General features: G+C 72.2%; 19 protein-coding genes. 14 read left to right on the top strand and 5 right to left on the bottom strand.

Annotated features, from left to right (window positions below):
- Positions 1-9: 9 nt before the first annotated feature.
- Positions 10-936: a GNAT family N-acetyltransferase gene (locus AB0C16_RS04970; protein WP_357678974.1), complete on the bottom strand. Its 927-nt coding sequence runs from the start codon at positions 934-936 to the stop codon at positions 10-12.
- Between the two features lie 139 nt (positions 937-1,075).
- Here AB0C16_RS04970 and AB0C16_RS04965 point away from each other — a divergent pair, with 139 nt between their 5' ends.
- Both AB0C16_RS04965 and AB0C16_RS04960 read left to right on the top strand, forming a co-directional pair.
- Entirely contained in the window at positions 1,076-2,047 is a 972-nt protein-coding gene (locus AB0C16_RS04965) for a hypothetical protein (RefSeq protein WP_357678972.1), read from the top strand.
- A gap of 11 nt (positions 2,048-2,058) precedes the next feature.
- The gene (locus AB0C16_RS04960; protein WP_357678970.1) at positions 2,059-2,580 is read left to right on the top strand and encodes a hypothetical protein; all 522 of its coding nucleotides are present in this window, start codon (positions 2,059-2,061) and stop codon (positions 2,578-2,580) included.
- 171 nt (positions 2,581-2,751) lie between these two features.
- Here the strand turns inward: AB0C16_RS04960 and AB0C16_RS04955 are convergent, their stop codons facing one another.
- Complete coding sequence (locus AB0C16_RS04955; RefSeq protein ID WP_357678968.1) at positions 2,752-3,177, bottom strand: archease; 426 nt, start codon at positions 3,175-3,177, stop codon at positions 2,752-2,754.
- Between the two features lie 417 nt (positions 3,178-3,594).
- Positions 3,595-4,389 (bottom strand): methyltransferase domain-containing protein, encoded by a 795-nt coding sequence (locus AB0C16_RS04950; protein ID WP_357678966.1) that lies wholly within the window; start codon positions 4,387-4,389, stop codon positions 3,595-3,597.
- A gap of 147 nt (positions 4,390-4,536) precedes the next feature.
- Between AB0C16_RS04950 and def the strand changes: the two genes are divergently transcribed.
- From def to AB0C16_RS04935, 3 genes are all read left to right on the top strand, one after another.
- Complete coding sequence (gene def, locus AB0C16_RS04945) at positions 4,537-5,061, top strand: peptide deformylase (RefSeq protein WP_357678964.1); 525 nt, start codon at positions 4,537-4,539, stop codon at positions 5,059-5,061.
- 87 nt (positions 5,062-5,148) lie between these two features.
- Positions 5,149-5,565 carry a CBS domain-containing protein gene (locus AB0C16_RS04940; RefSeq protein WP_357678962.1) on the top strand — a complete coding sequence of 139 codons (417 nt, stop codon included), beginning with the start codon at positions 5,149-5,151 and terminating at the stop codon, positions 5,563-5,565.
- A gap of 9 nt (positions 5,566-5,574) precedes the next feature.
- Entirely contained in the window at positions 5,575-5,913 is a 339-nt protein-coding gene (locus AB0C16_RS04935; protein ID WP_357678960.1) for an MmcQ/YjbR family DNA-binding protein, read from the top strand.
- A gap of 5 nt (positions 5,914-5,918) precedes the next feature.
- On the opposite strand, the gene AB0C16_RS04930 is transcribed toward AB0C16_RS04935, so the two are convergent.
- Positions 5,919-6,329: a hypothetical protein gene (locus AB0C16_RS04930; RefSeq protein ID WP_357678958.1), complete on the bottom strand. Its 411-nt coding sequence runs from the start codon at positions 6,327-6,329 to the stop codon at positions 5,919-5,921.
- Between the two features lie 127 nt (positions 6,330-6,456).
- Between AB0C16_RS04930 and AB0C16_RS04925 the strand changes: the two genes are divergently transcribed.
- The gene (locus tag AB0C16_RS04925) at positions 6,457-7,062 is read left to right on the top strand and encodes an SAM-dependent methyltransferase (RefSeq protein ID WP_357678956.1); all 606 of its coding nucleotides are present in this window, start codon (positions 6,457-6,459) and stop codon (positions 7,060-7,062) included.
- Between the two features lie 184 nt (positions 7,063-7,246).
- Here AB0C16_RS04925 and AB0C16_RS04920 read toward each other — a convergent pair whose 3' ends face one another.
- On the bottom strand, positions 7,247-8,203 hold the full coding sequence (locus tag AB0C16_RS04920) for a hypothetical protein (protein WP_357678954.1): 957 nt from the start codon (positions 8,201-8,203) through the stop codon (positions 7,247-7,249).
- 88 nt (positions 8,204-8,291) lie between these two features.
- On the opposite strand from AB0C16_RS04920, the gene AB0C16_RS04915 reads away from it, so the two are divergent.
- The 8 genes from AB0C16_RS04915 to AB0C16_RS04880 are packed head-to-tail and all read left to right on the top strand — an operon-like array spanning position 8,292 to position 14,960.
- Positions 8,292-9,053 carry a DeoR/GlpR family DNA-binding transcription regulator gene (locus AB0C16_RS04915; RefSeq protein WP_357678952.1) on the top strand — a complete coding sequence of 254 codons (762 nt, stop codon included), beginning with the start codon at positions 8,292-8,294 and terminating at the stop codon, positions 9,051-9,053.
- Positions 9,054-9,090: 37 nt separating this feature from the next.
- Positions 9,091-10,065, top strand: coding sequence for a 1-phosphofructokinase (gene pfkB / locus AB0C16_RS04910; RefSeq protein WP_357678950.1), 975 nt, complete (start codon positions 9,091-9,093; stop codon positions 10,063-10,065).
- Positions 10,066-10,118: 53 nt separating this feature from the next.
- The gene (locus AB0C16_RS04905; RefSeq protein ID WP_357678948.1) at positions 10,119-11,303 is read left to right on the top strand and encodes a PTS mannitol transporter subunit IICB; all 1,185 of its coding nucleotides are present in this window, start codon (positions 10,119-10,121) and stop codon (positions 11,301-11,303) included.
- A gap of 2 nt (positions 11,304-11,305) precedes the next feature.
- The gene (locus tag AB0C16_RS04900) at positions 11,306-11,614 is read left to right on the top strand and encodes a PTS lactose transporter subunit IIB (protein ID WP_357678946.1); all 309 of its coding nucleotides are present in this window, start codon (positions 11,306-11,308) and stop codon (positions 11,612-11,614) included.
- On the top strand, positions 11,607-12,032 hold the full coding sequence (locus AB0C16_RS04895) for a PTS sugar transporter subunit IIA (protein WP_357678944.1): 426 nt from the start codon (positions 11,607-11,609) through the stop codon (positions 12,030-12,032). The genes AB0C16_RS04900 and AB0C16_RS04895 overlap by 8 nt, the downstream gene beginning before the upstream one ends.
- On the top strand, positions 12,029-13,033 hold the full coding sequence (locus AB0C16_RS04890; RefSeq protein ID WP_357678943.1) for a zinc-dependent dehydrogenase: 1,005 nt from the start codon (positions 12,029-12,031) through the stop codon (positions 13,031-13,033). Before AB0C16_RS04895 ends, AB0C16_RS04890 begins: the two co-directional genes overlap by 4 nt.
- A gap of 12 nt (positions 13,034-13,045) precedes the next feature.
- Entirely contained in the window at positions 13,046-13,327 is a 282-nt protein-coding gene (locus tag AB0C16_RS04885) for an HPr family phosphocarrier protein (protein WP_357678941.1), read from the top strand.
- Positions 13,320-14,960 (top strand): putative PEP-binding protein, encoded by a 1,641-nt coding sequence (locus tag AB0C16_RS04880; RefSeq protein ID WP_357678939.1) that lies wholly within the window; start codon positions 13,320-13,322, stop codon positions 14,958-14,960. The genes AB0C16_RS04885 and AB0C16_RS04880 overlap by 8 nt, the downstream gene beginning before the upstream one ends.
- Positions 14,961-15,004: the final 44 nt, after the last annotated feature.

The raw sequence follows: 15,004 nt of genomic DNA, 5'->3' as shown, positions 1-15,004 counted from the left end.
GGTACGTGATCAGAGCTTCGGTGACAGGACGAGCCTGATGGCGAAGACCTCGTAGCCGGCCCGGTCGAAGGCCCGGGCCATGGGAACGTTGGTGACGTCGGTGTCGGCGATGATCCGGCCGACGCCACGTTCGGCGTGGAAGCGGGTGATCTCGGCCAGCAGGTCGTCCGCGTACCCCTGGCCGCGGCGCTCCGGCACCACGCCGAGATAGCCGACGACCGGGCCCTGGTTGTTCGCGGACGGCAGCGCGACGCCCACCAGGTCGCCGTCCGGGGTGCGGGCGAGCCGCCACCATGAACGGTCGCCCGGCATACTGCGGTAGTCGGCCACGTCGTCGCGGGCCTGCGCGTCGCCGTCCATCGTGGTCAGGGCCTGCCGCGTGTGCGCGTCGAGCGAGCCGACGGCCACCCGGCGGAACACCGCCACGAACACCTCGTCGTCGGGGTCCGGCCCGAAGACGAGCCTGCCCGACGGCTCGGGCACCGGCGAGCCCGGCGTCCACTGGTAACGGAGCCGTTCCAGTTCCTCGGTCAGGCCGGCCCTCTGCCCGGCCTCCTGGCGCCAGGCGATGGCGGCCGACGCCTTCGGGTCGTCCCGCCACTCCTTCCGCAGGAACACGTGGTACGCGGGCGCCTGGCCGTACTCGTCATGGGCGTGTCGCAGCAGGTCGGCGGCGAGGCTCACGCGGTCCTCGACCGAGGGATGGACGTAGAGGCAGTCGAGCGCGAGCGGCCGGTCGCCGTCGGGGAAACCCCACCAGACGGCACGGGCCTTGATCTCGCCGTCCTCCTCGGCGACCCAGATGCGCTCGTGGCGGTACTGGCGGTCCTCGAGGAAGGTGAGCAGACGGTCGGGGTGGGCCCAGCTGATGGACTCGTCGACGACGCAGCCGAGCAGGCGATCGAGGTCAGCCTCGACCGTGGGGCGGAAAAGCATGGTTCCTCCGAAGAGTGGGAGCGGACGCGGTGAGCGTCCGGTCGTCGTTGCGGGACATCTCAGCGCCTCCTTTCTTCCGACTTTTCGGGTACGGCGGACTTTAACGTAAACCTGGCCTGGGTGCGACAGGATTGATGCCGTGGGCACCTACGACGACGACACGCTTCCCCTCCAGCCACCGATCCGCCTGCCGGCCACGGCCGAACTGGCGGCGGCCGTCCGCGCCGCTCCCCTGGCGGTGGATCTCCTCCGCCCTTCCGGCCCCGCACCACTTGACGAATCCGAGGTGGCCGGGGCCCTGCGGCAGGAGGACGACGAGGAGGTGCTGCGGGTCTGGGCGGACCTTTGCCGCCGGCGGCTCGGCGAGGAGCACCTCTTGCGGGTCGTGCGTTTGTTCCTCGGCCGTGAGGCGGCGGGCGAGCCGCCCGCCGAGCTGTTCGCCCTCGGTCTGGTACGGCCCGCGGAGCCGCACGTGTTGACGCCCCTCGGGCTGTGGGCCGGGAGGCAGATGATCGCCGAGGTCACCGGGCAGGAGATTCCCGTGATGGGGTCGCTCGCCACCGAGGACGCCACCGCGCTGCTGCACGGCCTGCGCTCCTACCCCGAGCGCGAACGGCTCGAAGAGCTCACCGGCTGGCTGGCCACCCGCGAGCGGGGCAAGGCGGCGCAGGAGATCGGCGCCGCGATCGCCGAGGCGAGCCCGCTGGGGCGGGCGATCGGTGTGGAGTTGCTCGCCACCGACCTGGGTGACGAAGGCCGGGAGGTTCTCGACGGGCTGCTCGACGTGCCGCGGCTGGGGGCCGTGATCGGAGCCCGGCTGGGTCGCGACGACCGTCAGCCGACGCCCGACGAGATCGCCTGGGTGCTGGTGGACATGGCGGCGACGCTGCTGGAGTTCGGCGGGGAGTCGGACGAGGTCATCGAGTCGGTCGGGATGGGGATGGAGCCGGACGACCAGGCGGGCACCATCGCGCTCCTGGCGCTCGGCGACCATCCGTGGACCGAGCGGGTGCTGCGCGTGTTCATCGACCGGCATCCGGACGGGCAGGTGTCGGCGGCCGCCCGTAAGGCGCTGCGCCGGCTGCACGGCCTCGCCCACGCTCGCAGGTAGAGTCGGCCGGGATGACAAAGCACACGATCACCCCGCAACCCGGCGCCATCCTGGGCGATGCCCATACCTGCGACTGCGGTGTCCATCTGGCCGACCGCATGACGGCCGAGGTGCACGCCGCCGAGCACCAGCAGTGCACGGTCTGTCTCGGGTCCGCCGAGGAGCTCGTGGCGCCGGGCCTCTCGCGTGGCTGCACCGCCTGCGCCGGGACCGGCGGCCGGCGCGAGCAGATCACCTGGCAGCTGGCCCACACCGAGGCCGAGCGGCTGATCACGATGAGTGTCGTGCGGGGTGTGGTGGGCGATCTCGACGGGCCCTTCCATCTGTCGCACATCGCTGACCTGGTACGGGCCGGGCTCGGGCTGCAGGCCGGGCGGCTGCCCGTCGGGCCGCGGGTCCGGGACCTGTTGCTGGAGTTGCAGGGGGCCGGCGAGATCACCATGCTGTCCGCGCCTGACGAGCTCATCGACGGCACTGATGTCGTGCTCTATCGGGATCCGCAGTGGCAGCGGGTGCGCACCCTGGGGCTTTAGTCTGGCGCTCGGCTGACTCCCGTGATGCGCGGTGGTTGTCGTCCGAGCGGAAGTGCCAGCTCTTGAGGTCGAGTGCTCGGCTACCGGCGACACGCCCGAAAGGGGCCAAGCTGACGCCTGTCGGCATGGTCAAGGGCTGGTTTCCGCAGCCCGAATGCCAGGCGCCGGAAACTAGACGTCGACCACCATGTGGGCGTGCCACATCCCGGCCTCACGGCCGAACCGCAGTCCGTGCAGCGCGACCGCCTTGGGCAACGCGCCGACCCGGTCGACCGCCCCTACCGGGACAGTCGCCAGCCTCATCTCGACCTGCCCCTTGGTAACGCCCGTTCGCTCGTCGATCGATACGTCCACCGCCACCCGGCCGGGCACCTCGACCTGGTAGACCACCTCGTCCAGCAGCGTGACAAGGAGCCCTGCGTCGGTCTCCTCGGCCAGGGCGATCGTGACGCTGTCGTCCGGCACTGCCTCGCCGATGTCGGCGAAGGTCTCCACCAGCGCCCGCGCCGCTTCGGCCAGGCACTCCTCCCGGCTGTCCGCCCACGCCTCCAGCGCGATGTCGGCCGCGCGGGGGACCGCCCTGTGACCCCTGCTCACCCTGTCCACTCCATCAGCAATCCCTGGCGCTGGAAAGTGCCGCGCGCCCGATCACCCCCAGGCCGTCGATCGCTGCCGGCGACGGCAGCGATTCCTCCGGACCGGATAGGGGCATCCAGGTGACAGCGCAGGTGGATCCATCGGCCTCGGCGACTACGGGTGAGCCGGGTTTGAGATCAACGATGTAAAAGAGCCCCAGTCGCCGCCCTCTTGTAACCCTTCGGACGGTTCTGACCAAACAGGGGTGTTAATCGATGAAGGGGGCATTGCCGGTGCTTCGCAAAAGTTCCGTTCGATCAGCTTGATCGGGCGGTACCCCGCCATGGTGACGCGTCGCCACACCGGTCGCGCCGATCAGCGATCTTCCGCCAGAAACGCTGCTGGTCCTCCGCCGATTTCCGCCCTACGGGTGATCCGCTAGGCGGTGCAGAGAATTTCGGAGTGGAGGATGGAGAGCCAGCCGTCGGGGGTGCCGGACCATTCGAGCCAGGCGTCGGAGATGCGGCGCAGGGTGGCGGGGGTGGCCGTGCCTGTGCTGAGGGCTTGCCGCGCCATGGCGGAGTGGAGGATGCGGTCGGCCCACATGCCGCCCCACCAGGCGCGGTCTTCCGGGGTGGCGAAGCACCACGTCGACGAGGTGGGCGTGATGTGCGTGAAGCCGGCGGCCTGGGCCCAGGACAGGAGGCGCCGGCCGGCGTCCGGTTCGCCGCCGTTGGCTCGGGCGAGCCGCTGGTAGAGCGCCAGCCACTCGTCCAGCGCCGGCAGGCGCGGATACCAGGCGAAGGCGGAGTAGTCGCTGTCTCTGGCCGCGACCAGGCCGCCCGGTTTCGTCACGCGCCTCATTTCGCGCAGGGCCCGGACCGGGTCGCCGACGTGCTGGAGGACCTGGTGGGCGTGCACCACGTCGAAGGTGTCGTCGGCGAACTCCAGCGCGTGCACGTCGGCGACGGCGAAGCTCGCGTTGGCCGTGCCTCTGGCCGCGAGTTCGGCCCTGGTGAGCGCCAGAGCCTCCTCGGTCACCTCGCACGCCGTCACGTGCCCCACCCTGGTCGCGAGATCGGCCGTGATGGTGCCGGGGCCGCTGCCCACGTCGAGGAGGTTCGTCTCCGGACCGAGGTGGGGCAGCAGGTAGGCGGCCGAGTTGGCGGCGGTGCGCCACCTGTGCGAGCGCAGCACGGACTCGTGGTGGCCATGCGTGTATACGGCGTCCATCACAACTCCCTGTCCCGGTACGATGCCAGGACTCTACTTCGCGTCTCAGAATAAGAGAAGGTTTGTCTTGATATATGAGACGTCAGGGACTTCGCGGTACGCCGTAGACTTGCTGGGACACATTCGCGGGCGGGAAAGGCGTTGGTCGTGGGAGAGGTCCGGCCGATCGTTTACGTGGGCGACCCGGTGCTGCACGCGCCGTGCGAGCCGGTGACCCGGTTCGACGCCGAGCTGGCGGCACTGGTGGACGACATGTTCGCGAGCATGTACGCCGCCGAGGGCGTGGGCCTGGCGGCCAACCAGATCGGCGTGGCGCTCCGGGTGTTCGTCTACGACTGCCCCGACGCCGACGACGTGCGGCACAAGGGCGTGGTGGTCAATCCGTCGCTGGAGCTGCCACCGCTGGGCGAGCGGCAGCTGGACGCGGGCGAGGAGGGCTGCCTGTCGGTGCCCGGCCAGTACGCCCCGCTCCCCCGCGCCGACCACGCCATCGTCCACGGATTCGACGCCGAGGGCGCTCCGGTCACCGTCGAGGGCACCGGCATGCTGGCCCGCTGCCTCCAGCACGAGACCGACCACCTCGACGGCCACCTCTACATCGACCGGCTCCCGGCCAAACGCCGCAAGCAGGTCCTCACGGCGTACGAGCAGTCCCGCACCCAGACGGTCTGAGAATCCTCGCGGTGAGATACCCGGCAAATCGGGTAGGTGGGGCCGATCGATGACAAATCGATCGGAACCGACATCAGGAGGACTCTCATGGCGAACACCGTGGCAGACGTGATGACGGCCCACCCCGCGACGGTCGAGGCCGACCAGCCCGTCGCCGTGGCCGCGGCACTGATGCGCGACAACGACACGGGCGCCGTGATCGTCAACGACAACGGCCGGATCAGCGGCATCGTGACCGACCGCGACATCACCGTGCGGCTGGTCGCCGACGAGAAGAGCCCGGACACGCCGGTGCGAGACGTCTGCACTCCGGCGGTCGAGGCGGTCGGCCCCGACACCACCATCGATCAGGCCGTCCGGCTCATGCGCTCACACGCCGTGCGCCGCCTGCCCGTCGTGGAGGACGGGCGCGCCGTCGGGATCGTCAGCCTGGGCGACCTGGCGATGGAAAGCGAGCCGAACTCCGCCCTCGCCGACATCTCGGCCGCCGAGGGCAACACGTAGATTGGCCCTGTGGTCACAGTCGAGGACGTGCGGCGGCTCACGTCGACCTTCCCCCGTTCGTCGGAGCACCTCATCAGAGACCGGATCAAGTTCCGGGTCGGCTCGATCGTCTACGTGGCGTTCTCGCCCGACGAGTCGGTGATGGGGTTCGCGTTCCCCAAGGAGGAGCGCGACGCCCTGGTCGCGGCCGAGCCGGCCAAGTTCATGCTGCCTTCGGAGTCCGATCTGCGTTACAACTGGGTGCACGTACGCCTGGCCGCCATCGACGAGGAGGAGATGCGCGAGCTCGTCCTGGACGCCTGGCGGATGGTCGTGCCGAAGAAGGTCTACGCCGCCTACGTCAGCTGAGCCGGTCAAGGCCGAGGGCGCTGATCAGTAACCGTTCCTTGCGGTTGCCGAGCAGGCGGGCCGTCCAGTCGACGAAGCCTCCGTCGCCCACCTCGACGTCGCCGGGCGTAGACCTTGAAGCACAGGCCCGAGTAGTAGCCGCGGCCGGACTTCCGGCCGGGGTCGTCCACGGCGTCCAGCCCCTCCGACACCCGGGAGAACCGCGGGTCGAGCAGGGTGACGCGGACCTCCGGCGTGGCGCCGGCGGCGCGTACGGCCCGGGTGAGCAGGCTCAGGTGTTCGGCGGCGTGAAGGCGTTCGAAGGCCAGGTCGCCGGAGTCTCGGCCGGCCGTCGCCAGGCCGAAGAGGGTGAAGTGGGCCGAGCCCCCGGGGAAGGGCTGGGCTCGTACGACCCGCTGGATCGTGGCCAGCCGCACCGCGTGGTGAGGTCGGCGCCGGAGAGCCGGGCGGTGAGCGCGTCGAGGATGCCGGGGCCGCCCGCCTGCCTCAGCACCCTGCGGAGGGCGGTTGATTCGTCTGCCATCCTCCACCACTATCATGATCATGACGGATCACGATTGGGTTGGCTGGCACGACGATTACGACCGGCCCGGTTCGCCGTTGCGGGAGCGGCTGCTCGTCGTGCGGCGGTGGGTCCGGCTGGCCCTCGACGAAGGGGCCGAGCGGGTGGTGAGCCTGTGCGCCGGGCAGGGCCGCGACCTGCTGCCCGTGCTCGCCGAGCACCCCAGACGCGGCCTGGTGCGGGCGCGGCTGGTGGAGCTGGACGACCGCAACGTCCGCCTGGCGAGGGCCGGCGCGCCCGAGGGCGTCGAGGTCGTGTGCGCCGACGCCGCGCTGACGAGCGCCTACCTCGGGGCCGTGCCCGCCGACCTGGTCATCGCGTGTGGCATCTTCGGCAACCTCTGCGACGACGACGTCGAACGCACGGTGACCGTGCTGCCCCAGCTGTGCGCGCCCGGCGCGACCGTGATCTGGACCCGGCACCGGCGCGAGCCCGACCTGGTGCCGGCGATCTGCGCGTGGTTCGAACGGGAACGGTTCGAGCGGGTCCACCTGGAGGGTGGCGCCGGCCACTGCGTCGGCGTGCACCGCTACACCGGACCGCCGAGAGGGCTGGAGCCCGGGGGGCGCATGTTCACCTTCCGCTAGGAGACCCGATGAGGGGATGCGGCTAGGAATTCCCTTGTGGGCCCGGTGAAGGGACCCGGTTAGGAATTCCCTTGTGGGCCCGGTGAAGGGACCCGGTTAGGAATTCCCTCAGGGAACCCGGTTAGGAATTCCCTCAGGGGGCCCGGTTAGGGACCCGCTGAGGGGATTCGCTTGGGGGATTTGGCTAGGAGATGCCGCGGTAGAGGTCGGTGGTCAGTTTTGTGATGCGCTGGACCGAGCCGTTCCATGTGCCTCCGGCGGGGTGTGCGGTCAGGACGGCCAGGACGTAGCGGTCGCTTTTGCCGGCCAGGCCGGTCGTGTGCAGCACCGGCCGGCCGTAGTCGGGCACGCCCGAGCCGGCCGCCCGGAGCGCGGCCGTGGAGATCGATCCGCCCGAGGCCGAACCGATCAAGGCCGAGCCGCCGCATCTGGTCGGGGGACGGGTGCCGAATCCGGACCAGCCCTGCTTGACCGCCCACGGTCTGGGCATGGCGCGTGGGATGCCGAAGGTCTGGTCGAAGCCGTCGCTGCCGCACGGCGTGGCCTGGCGCAGGTGGCCCAGGATGGTGTCCCTGACCCTGGGCTCGGCCCTGTCGAGCAGGTAGCGGTAGACGCGGACGACGTCGTACGCGCTGAGCGAGGTGTAGCCCCAGAAGCCGGGGTGGGTCGCGGGCGGCGGGGCGGTGTCGGAGAGGCCCAGCCTGCGGGCCGCCCGCACGATGATCGCGCCCTTGCCGTAGCGGGACCAGAACCTCGTGGCGGCGCCGTCGTCGCTGGAGCGCAGCATGACCTTGAGCAGCCGGGCGTCGGCCGCCGGGACGGTCTGGTGCGTCTCCAGGTAGTCGATCGCCATCAGGATCTTGACCACCGAGGCCGAACGGTATTTCCGGTGCGCGTTGCGGTGCGCCACGATCTTGCGCTGCCGCCGGTCGAAGACCACCCAGGCCGCCGTGGTGCCGGCCGGGACGCGCGGCGGCCTGGCCGAAGGGGAGGCCGCCGCGCCGGGCGCCGGGACGCCCACCTCCTCGCTCGGCGCGGGCGCGGCGCTCGCGGCCGAGACGGGACCGGCTAAGGGGGTGGCGACACATCCCGCGGCGAGGGGCACGGCCGCCGCCATGGCGGCCCACGGCTTGATTCGCATCCGACATACCTACCAGACCCTTGACCAGACCACAGAAACGGGTATAAACACAGAGGAAACCAACTGGAAACGGCGGTGAATCAACATCATGTACGCCGAGGAGCGGCACCAGGAGATCCTCCGCAGAGCACGGGCCGCGGGCCGTGTCGATGTGGTGTCGCTGGCCGACGAGCTCGACGTGACCACCGAGACCATCCGCCGCGACCTCACCGTGCTGGAGCGGGCCGGCGTGCTGCGCCGGGTGCACGGCGGCGCCATCCCCGTGGAGCGGCTGGGGTTCGAGCCCGCGCTGGCCACCCGCGACGAGGTGATGACCGCGGAGAAGGAGCGCATCGCCAAAGCCGCGCTGGCCGAGCTGCCCGAGGACGGCTCGGTGATCATCGACGCCGGGAGCACCACGGGCCGCCTGGCGCAGGTGCTGCCCGCCGACCGCGAGCTCACGGTCGTGGTCAACTCCCCGCCGCTGGCGACCGTGCTGGCCACGCGCGGCAACCTCAACGTCATCATGCTCGGCGGCCGGCTGCGCGGGCGGACGCTGGCCACGGTCGACGACTGGGCGCTGCAGCCCCTGTCGCAGTTGCACGTGGACGTGGCGTTCATGGCGACCAACGGCTGCTCGGCCGCCAAGGGCCTGACCACGCCCGACCCGGCCGAGGCGGCGATCAAACGGGCGATGGTGCGGGCCGCCCAGCGCTGCGTGCTGCTGGCCGACCACACGAAGTTCACCAACACCTATCTGGCCAGGTTCGCCGCGCTGAACGAGATCGACGTCGTCATCACCGACACGGGGATGGACGTCGCCCTAGCCGCCGACCTGTCGGCGGCGGGCCCGGAGGTGGTGCGCGCATGACCGCGCACGACCGCGATTCCCTCCGGGAGCGGTGCGCATGATCCTCACGCTGACGCTCAACCCGAGCCTCGACCGCACGATCGAGATCGCGTCGCTGGCCCGCGGCGCCGTCATCCGGGCCGCCGCCGCCCACCTCGACCCCGGCGGCAAGGGCGTCAACGTCTCCCGCGCCCTGCTCGCCAACGCGGTCGCCTCCCGGGCCGTGGTGCCGTTCGGCGGCGACGAGGGCAGGCAGCTGGTGCGGCTGCTCGCGCTCGAAGGGCTCGACATGGTGACCGTGCCGGTGGAGGGCGCCACCCGGTCGAACGTCACGCTGGCCGAGCCGGACGGCACGATCACCAAGATCAACGAGCCGGGCACGGCCCTGACGCCCGCCGAGCTCGACACGGTCGCCGACGCCGTGCTGGCCGCCGCGCACGAGGCCGACTGGGTGGTGGCGTCCGGCAGCCTGCCGCCCGAGGTGCCCGCCGACGTCTACGCGCGGCTGTGCCGCAGGTTCGCCGGCGCGGGCATCCACGTCGCCGTCGACACCAGCGGCCCCGCCCTCGTCGCCGCGCTGGGCGCCGGACCGGCCCTGGTCAAGCCGAACCTCGACGAGCTCGCCGCCGCCACCGGCATGCCGATCCGCCGCGTCGGCGACGTGGTCGAGGCGGCGGGCAAACTGCGCGCGGCGGGCGCGCGCACCGTGCTGGCCAGCCTCGGCGCCGACGGCGCCGTCCTCGTCCAGGGCCAGGGCATCTGGTACGGCGAGGCCGCGGTGAGCGAGCCGCGCAACTCGGTCGGCGCCGGTGACGCCATGCTGGCCGGTTTCCTGGCCGGCGGCGGCCGGGGCGAGGCGGCCCTGGTGGAGGCGCTGGCCTGGGGCGCGGCCGCGGTGTGCCTGCCCGGCAGCCGGATGCCCGGACCGTCCGACATCGACCGCACGCGCGTCCGCACCGGCGCGCCCGACCTGACCCGTCCGCTGACCACCCACCAGCCCGCCGCCGGCCGGGATCCCCTGCCGGCTCCCTGATCCCCCGACCACCCCCCGGAGAGCCTGCTCACCCCCCTGAAGGAGCACGTGCAATGGCCGACACCTACACGCCCCCGGTCTACGGAACCGGAGTCAAGGCCACCGTCCAGCGACTCGGCGGCCACCTGGCCGGCATGATCATGCCGAACATCGGCGCGTTCATCGCCTGGGGCCTGATCACCGCGCTGTTCATCCCCACCGGCTGGCTGCCGAACCCGGCCATGGAGGCCATGGTCGGCCCGATCGTCAAGATCCTGCTGCCCGTCCTGATCGCCTACACCGGCGGCCGGATGGTCCACGGGCAGCGCGGCGCGGTGGTGGGCGCGGTCGCCGTGATGGGCGTCGTGGTGGGGTCGGACGTCCCCATGCTCCTCGGGGCCATGATCGTCGGCCCCCTCGCCGCGTACATCCTGAAATATGTCGACAAGTTCACCGAGCAGCGAACCAAGGCCGGGTTCGAGATGCTCGTCGACAACTTCACCGCGGGCATCGTCGGCGGCGCCATGGCGGTGGCCGGCGTCTGGGGCATCGGCCCCGTCGTCCGCGAGGTCACCGCGGCAGCGGGCAACGCCGTCGGCTGGCTGGTCAACAACGACCTGCTGCCCATCGCCTCGGTCCTCATCGAACCCGCCAAGGTCCTCTTCCTGAACAACGCCATCAACCACGGCGTGCTCGGACCGCTCGGCATCGCCGAGGCCGCCCAGACCGGCAAGTCGATCCTGTTCATGCTGGAGTCCAACCCCGGCCCCGGCCTGGGCCTGCTCATCGCCTACCTGCTGTTCGGGCCGCGCTCGCTGCGCCCGAGCACGCCCGCCGCGATGATCATCCACTTCTTCGGCGGCATCCACGAGATCTACTTCCCGTACGTCCTGATGAAGCCGCGCCTCATCCTCGCCGTCATCGCCGGTGGGGCGGCCGGGGTGTTCACGTTCCTGGTCACCGGGGCGGGACTGGTCTCGACGCCGTCGCCGGGCAGCATCTTCGCCTACGTGGCGGTGACCCCGAGGGGCGGCTGGTTCGGCATGCTGGCCGGGATCGTGATCGCGACCGTGGTGACGTTCGCGGTGGCGGCGGTCCTGCTCGGCTTCGGCCGGGGCGAGAAGGAGCCTCCCGCCGAGACCGCCCCCGAGGCGGCCGAGTCCACGCCGGTCGCCCCGGCCCCGCAGAGCGCGCACACCAGCGAGAACGGCGAGGTCGCCGAGGATTCGCAGGCCCGTCCCGTAGTCAAGGAGGCATGACCATGGCCGGCATCGACGGCAAGGACATCCGCAAGATCATCGTGGCGTGCGACGCCGGCATGGGCAGCAGCGTGATGCTGGCCAGCCAGCTGCGCAAGCAGCTCAAGGCGAGCGGCGTCGTCGTGGAGCACACGCCGGTCAACTCCATCCCCGACGACGCCGACGTGGTGCTGTGCCACGCCGGGCTCGCCGACCGGGCCCGGGCGTCCGCTCCCGGGAAGGTGCTGGTCTCGTTCCAGATCTTCCTCGGCGACCCGGCCGTGACGAAGCTGATCGCCGCGATCAGGAACGGCGGCACGGTCGATGCGTGACGACCTGCTCGACCTGCGGGCCGTGCTGCTGCACGAGAGCGCGGCCGACCGCGAGGAGGCGATCCGCCGCTGCGGACGCGCCCTGGTCGACGTCGGCGCGGTGACCGAGCCGTACATCGAGGCCATGCTCCAGCGGGAGCGGACCCTCTCCACGTACGTCGGCGAGGGCGTCGCCATCCCCCACGGCACGGCGGCCGCCAAGGAGGTCGTCCGGCACGACGCGATCTGCGTCGTGCGCTTCCCCGACGGCGTCGACTGGGAGGGCGAGCGGGTGACGCTGTGCGTCGGCATCGCCGCCAAGGGCGACGGGCACGTGCCGCTGCTGGCCGCGCTCGCCGACATCCTGCTCGACCCCGAACGCGCCAGGGGCCTGCGCGAGGCGACGGAGGTCCACCAGGTGGTAAAGGAGCTGATGTGAAGGTAGCCAGATTCCACGCCCCCGGCGACATCCGCGTGGAGGACGCGCCGGAGCCCGTCGCCGGGCCGGGCGAGCTGAAGATCCGGGTGCGCAACTGCTCGACGTGCGGCACCGACGCCAAGATCTTCAGGTTCGGCCACCACCACATCCGCCCGCCGAGGGTCATGGGCCACGAGATCGCCGGCGAGGTGGCGGGCACCGGCGAGCGGGTGCAGGTGATCGCCGCGATCCCGTGCGGCACCTGTGAGGAGTGCCGCCGCGGCCGCCTCACCGTCTGCCCGAACCAGGAGTCGATGGGCTACCACTACGACGGCGGCTTCGCCGAATACATGATCGTCCCCGCCAAGGTGCTGGCCGTGAACGGCGTCAACGCGATTCCCGCCGGGGTCGGCTTCGCCGAGGCGTCGGTGGCCGAGCCGCTGGCGTGCGTCCTCAACGGCCAGTCGCTGGCGCGCGTGGGCGACGGCGACGACGTGGTCGTCATGGGCGCGGGCCCGATCGGCTGCCTGCACGTGCGCCTGGCCCGGGCGCGCGGCGCGGCCCGCGTCTTCCTGGTGGACGTCAACGCCGAACGGCTCGCGATGGCCGCCGCCCTGGTGTCCCCCGACGCCGTGATCGACTCCGACCCGGTGGAGCAGGTGCTCAAGCTGACCGGCGGCCGGGGGGCCGACGTGGTCATCACCGCGGCGGCGGCGGGCGCGGCCCAGGAGCAGGCCGTGCGGATGGCGGCCCGGCAGGGGCGGATCAGCTTCTTCGGCGGCCTGCCGAAGGACGACCCCTACATCCGGCTGGACTCCAACCTGGTCCACTACCGCGAGCTGACCATCGTCGGCGCCAACGGCTCCAGCCCCGCGCACAACGCCGAGGCCCTGCGGCTCATCGCCGGCGGCCTGGTGCCGGTGGCCGACCTCATCACCCACCGGCTGCCGCTCCCCCAGGTGCTCGACGGGATCGACCTCGTCAGCAGGGGCGCGGCCATCAAGGTCACGATCGAGCCCTGAGGAGGGTTGGCGATGGCACGACGAACGGTCACCGTGGCCTCGGCCAGCGGCCTGCACGCCCGGCCGGCCAAGCTGTTCGTGCAGGAGGCGGTGCGGCTGGGGGTGCCGGTGCGGGTCCGGGCCGGCGAGCGGACCGTCCCGGCCAACAGCATGCTGGGAGTGCTGTCGCTGGGCGCGGTCCAGGGCACCGAGGTGACCCTGGAGTCCGACGCGCCGGGCGCCGACGAGGCGCTGGACGCGCTGGCCGCCCTGCTCTCCCGCGACCTGGACGCCGAGGAGGCCCTCGATGCCTGAGGACGGCCACCCGAACCCGCGCGGATCAGCCCCGGGTCCCGGCGCGCCCGGTCCGGGCGGCCTGGTCGGACTGGGCGTCAGTCCGGGCCGGTCGGCCGGGCCGCTGATCCGCATGGCCGGGCCGCCGGCGCTGCCCTCGCCACGTCCCGTCGCCGACCCGGCGGCGGAGGTGGCGACGATCGCCAAGGCCCTGGAGACGGTGGTGGCCGACCTGCGGCGGCGCGCCCGGGAGACCGCGGACGCCACCGCGGCCGAGATCCTCGACGCCCTCGCCATGATGGCCGACGACCCGATGCTGCGGGAGGAGGCGGAGCGGCACGCCCACGGCGGGCACGACGCCCCGCACGCCCTGGACGCGGCGTTCGCCCACCACCGCGAGACCCTCGCCGCGCTCGGCGGCTATCTGGCGGAGCGGGCCGCCGACCTCGACGACCTCAGGCACCGGGCGGTGGCCGCCGCGCTCGGCCTGCCGATGCCCGGCATCCCCGCCCCCGGCCATCCGTACGTGCTGGTGGCCGAAGACCTGTCCCCCGCCGACACGGCCGGCCTGGGCGGGGAGGTGCTGGCCCTGGTGACCTCGCTGGGCGGGCCCACCAGCCACACCGCGATCCTGGCCCGGGGCCGCGGCCTGCCCGCGGTCGTCGCCTGCCCCGGCATCCTGGACGTGCCGGACGGCACGATCGTCTCGGTCGACGGCCGGACCGGTGAGATCGCCCTCGGCCTCACCCCGGAGGCGGCGGCGGAGGTCGTGGGCGACGACCGCCGGGAGCGCGCCCGGCTGGCGGCGGGCAAGGGTCCCGGCCGGACGGCCGACGGCCATCCGGTGAAGCTCCTGCTCAACATCGGCTCGGCCGCCGACCTGCGGCCCGGCGCCGAAGGGGTGGGGTTGTTCCGCACCGAGTTCCTGTTCCTGGACCGCAGGCAGGCTCCGGCGTTCGAGGAGCAGGTGGCCGCCTACATCGAGGTGTTCGCCGGGACCGGGCACGTGGTGGTGCGGACCCTGGACGCGGGCACCGACAAGCCGCTGCCGTTCCTGGGCCTGCCGCCGGAGCCCAACCCCGCCCTGGGCGTCCGCGGCCTGCGCGTGGACCGCGTGCTGCCGGACGTGCTGGACACCCAGCTGGACGCGATCGCCGAGGCGGCCCGCGCCACGGGCGCCACTCCGTGGGTCATGGCCCCCATGGTCGCCACCGCCGCCGAGGCCGCCGGTTTCGCGGGCCGGGCCCGCTCCCGGGGCATCACCCGCGTCGGGGTCATGGTCGAGGTCCCGGCCGCCGCCCTGCAGGCGCGGGAGCTGCTGGCCGAGGTCGACTTCCTCAGCATCGGCACCAACGACCTCAGCCAGTACACGTTCGCCGCCGACCGCCAGCACCCCGGTCTCGCCGACCTCCTGGACCCCCGCCAACCCGCCCTCCTCAAGCTCGTCGCGATGTGCGCCGAGGCGGGTCACGCGGCGGGCAAGCCGGTGGGGGTGTGCGGCGAGGCCGCGGGCGATCCGCTCCTGGCGCCGATCCTGGTGGGGCTGGGGGTGACGAGCCTGTCGATGGCCGCGGTCTGCGTGCCCGCCGTACGCGACGCGCTGGCCCGCCACACGCTGGACGAGTGCCGCCGCCTGGCCGCCCCCGAAGGGTGACCCGGAACGACACGCCGGCAGCTTCAGATCGGCAAAGAGCGGTG

The sequence above is a fragment of the Nonomuraea sp. NPDC048916 genome (assembly GCF_040649575.1).
GTDB lineage: Bacteria > Actinomycetota > Actinomycetes > Streptosporangiales > Streptosporangiaceae > Nonomuraea.
This window is presented reverse-complemented; position numbering and strand designations above follow the sequence as displayed.

Bases quoted from the DNA above. Each gene is read 5' to 3' on its own strand.
- AB0C16_RS04940 (WP_357678962.1), top strand. From the start codon at position 5,149: ATGGCGAACACCGTGGCAGACGTGATGACGGCCCACCCCGCGACGGTC.
- AB0C16_RS04920 (WP_357678954.1), bottom strand. From the start codon at position 8,203: ATGCGAATCAAGCCGTGGGCCGCCATGGCGGCGGCCGTGCCCCTCGCC.
- AB0C16_RS04950 (WP_357678966.1), bottom strand. From the start codon at position 4,389: ATGGACGCCGTATACACGCATGGCCACCACGAGTCCGTGCTGCGCTCG.
- AB0C16_RS04925 (WP_357678956.1), top strand. From the start codon at position 6,457: ATGACGGATCACGATTGGGTTGGCTGGCACGACGATTACGACCGGCCC.
- pfkB (WP_357678950.1), top strand. From the start codon at position 9,091: ATGATCCTCACGCTGACGCTCAACCCGAGCCTCGACCGCACGATCGAG.
- AB0C16_RS04900 (WP_357678946.1), top strand. From the start codon at position 11,306: ATGGCCGGCATCGACGGCAAGGACATCCGCAAGATCATCGTGGCGTGC.
- AB0C16_RS04885 (WP_357678941.1), top strand. From the start codon at position 13,046: ATGGCACGACGAACGGTCACCGTGGCCTCGGCCAGCGGCCTGCACGCC.
- AB0C16_RS04970 (WP_357678974.1), bottom strand. From the start codon at position 936: ATGCTTTTCCGCCCCACGGTCGAGGCTGACCTCGATCGCCTGCTCGGC.
- AB0C16_RS04960 (WP_357678970.1), top strand. From the start codon at position 2,059: ATGACAAAGCACACGATCACCCCGCAACCCGGCGCCATCCTGGGCGAT.
- AB0C16_RS04915 (WP_357678952.1), top strand. From the start codon at position 8,292: ATGTACGCCGAGGAGCGGCACCAGGAGATCCTCCGCAGAGCACGGGCC.
- AB0C16_RS04905 (WP_357678948.1), top strand. From the start codon at position 10,119: ATGGCCGACACCTACACGCCCCCGGTCTACGGAACCGGAGTCAAGGCC.
- AB0C16_RS04895 (WP_357678944.1), top strand. From the start codon at position 11,607: ATGCGTGACGACCTGCTCGACCTGCGGGCCGTGCTGCTGCACGAGAGC.
- AB0C16_RS04880 (WP_357678939.1), top strand. From the start codon at position 13,320: ATGCCTGAGGACGGCCACCCGAACCCGCGCGGATCAGCCCCGGGTCCC.